The following is a 2,083-nucleotide window of genomic DNA, read 5'->3' as shown; positions in this document are numbered from 1 at the left end:
GCGCCGGGCGCCCCCGCCCGGGACGGCCGCCCGCCCGCCGGACCGGGCCGGCCGACCGAGGGCGGCCCCGTCGCCGCCCGCCGGGACGAGCACGCCGTCGCGGCGGCCACCCGGGATCTCTTCCTCCGAATCACCCAACGCAACCAGGTGCTGCTACGCGAGCAACTGAACCTGCTCGACCTGATGGAGCGACGCGAGCACGACGCGGAGGAGACCACCGAGCTGTTCCAACTCGACCACCTCGCCACCCGACTGCGCCGCAACGTCGAGAAGCTGGTCACCCTCGCGGGCGCCAGACCGGCCCGGCGCTGGCGACGACCGGTGCCCCTGCTCGACGTGGCCCGCGGCGCCGTCGCCGAGGTCGCCGACTACCAGCGCGTCCTCGTCGCCCCCCACTGGCCGTGGCACCTCGCCGGGCCGGCGGTCACCGACGTCACCCACCTGCTCGCCGAACTCGTCGAGAACGCTCTGGTCTTCTCGCCGCCGGACACCACGGTCCGGATGACAGGTGAGCACCGGCCGGGCGGCTGTGCCGTCGTGGTGACCGACGACGGACCCGGACTCGACCCGGCCACGCTCGCCGCCGCGAACCGCGTGCTGACCGATCCGCCGATGGCGGCTCCCCCGTCCGGCCGCACCGGCCTGTACGCTGCTGCCCTGCTCGCTGCCCGTTGCGGTGCCCGGGTCTCGCTGCGACCCGGTCCCCGCGGCGGAACGGCGGCGATCGTGCTGCTCCCGACCACCCTGGTCGTGCCGACCGGGCCGGACGGCGCGGCGACCGGGCCGGGTGGGCCCCGGCCCGGCCCGTCGGCGCGGCCACCGGCCGGCCCCGGCGCCACCGGCGACCTGCCGGTGCGGACCCGCCACCCCGGGTCCGGTCAGCCCGGGCCGGTCAGGGCGGCCACCGACACGGTTGAGATACCGGCCCCCAGAGCAGCGAGAGGACGCTCATGACGCATTCAGTGGTCACCGCCGACGGCCTGACCGAGGCCCTGAACGATCTGGTCGACCGGGTGCACGGCGCGGAGTTCGCGGTGGTGCTCTCGCCCGACGGGCTGCTGCTCGGCGCCAGCCACGACGTCCACGACGAACTGGCCGCCCAGCTCTCCAGCCTGGTCGCCGGGCTGGAGGCGCTCGGGTCGGCCGCCACCCGGGTCTGCGTCGGCGGCACCCTGCGGCAGATCGTCGTGCAGATGGCCCGCGCCTTCCTCTTCATCGCCACCACCCGCAACGGCGCCATCCTCACCGTCCGGATCGGCGCCGACGCCGAGGTCGGCGACATGGCGTACGAAGTGGCGCTCTTCGTGGGACAGGCCGAGCAGCACCTGCCGGTGTACCTCGCGCCGGCCTCGACCGTGACGGGCAGGGAGATCGGTGCAGCCGACCGGAGCGCCTGACGAGGCGTGGTACGACGACGACGCGGGACCGGTCGTCCGGCCGTACACCATGACCGGTGGCCGGGCCGCCCCGGACCGAGGCAGGTTCGACCTGATCACCCTGATCATCGCCCGGGGCCCCGGCCCCGCGGCCGGACGGCTCTTCCCCGAACAGGCGGCCATCGTCGAGATGTGCCACCGGCCGCTGTCGGTGGCGGAGATCGGCGCGGAGCTCGACCTGCCGGTCGGCACCGTTCGGGTGCTCCTCGGCGACCTGCTCGCAGCCGGGCTGATCGAGACACACGAACCGCCGACGCTCGCCGAGCTGCCCTCCGAGGAGCTGCTCCGGGAGCTGCTCGCCGGGCTCCGCGCACTCTGAGCCGACGAGCCGCCGTGGCCGCATCGCCGCGTCGAACCAGCTGAAGGGGGAAGTAGGTAGTGCCGGCATCACCGCCGCCGCCACGGCGAACCATGGCGATCATCGTGCTCGATCGGATCGTGGCCCTCGCCCGCTCGATCCCGCGTACGGCCACCGGCCGGAGCACGGGGTCACGGGCCGCCCGGATCGCCGCCCTCGCCGTGCTGACAGTGCTGGCCGCCACGGCGGTCCCTGTCGTCCTGATGCTGCGCGCGCCGGAGCAGCTGGCGCCGGTGGCGCTGGACCCGCCACCCGAGACCGGGCCCGCAACCCCCGCCGAGCCCGGCAC

Annotated in this window: 4 protein-coding genes; all 4 read left to right on the top strand. The window is 75.2% G+C overall.

Translation table 11 applies throughout. The features are described from left to right. A partial coding sequence (locus E1211_RS31875) for a sensor histidine kinase (protein ID WP_132353922.1) occupies nt 1–954 on the top strand: 954 nt, incomplete at its 5' end. Beyond that, a complete protein-coding gene (locus tag E1211_RS31870; protein ID WP_132353920.1) occupies nt 951–1,397 on the top strand; it encodes a roadblock/LC7 domain-containing protein in 447 nt (148 codons plus the stop codon). The genes E1211_RS31875 and E1211_RS31870, both read left to right, overlap by 4 nt. Continuing rightward, a complete protein-coding gene (locus E1211_RS31865) occupies nt 1,375–1,755 on the top strand; it encodes a DUF742 domain-containing protein (protein ID WP_132353918.1) in 381 nt (126 codons plus the stop codon). The genes E1211_RS31870 and E1211_RS31865 overlap by 23 nt, the downstream gene beginning before the upstream one ends. A 92-nt stretch (nt 1,756–1,847) precedes the next feature. Beyond that, the coding region (locus E1211_RS31860; RefSeq protein WP_207915596.1) for a hypothetical protein at nt 1,848–2,083 on the top strand (236 nt) is incomplete at its 3' end.

The sequence above is a fragment of the Micromonospora sp. 15K316 genome, from assembly GCF_004348525.1.
GTDB lineage: Bacteria > Actinomycetota > Actinomycetes > Mycobacteriales > Micromonosporaceae > Micromonospora.
Note: the sequence above shows the minus strand (reverse complement) of the source record. Positions and strands in the feature narration are given on the sequence as shown.

Excerpts from the sequence above, each read along its gene's own strand:
- E1211_RS31870 (WP_132353920.1), top strand. The coding sequence starts at position 951 with ATGACGCATTCAGTGGTCACCGCCGACGGCCTGACCGAGGCCCTGAAC.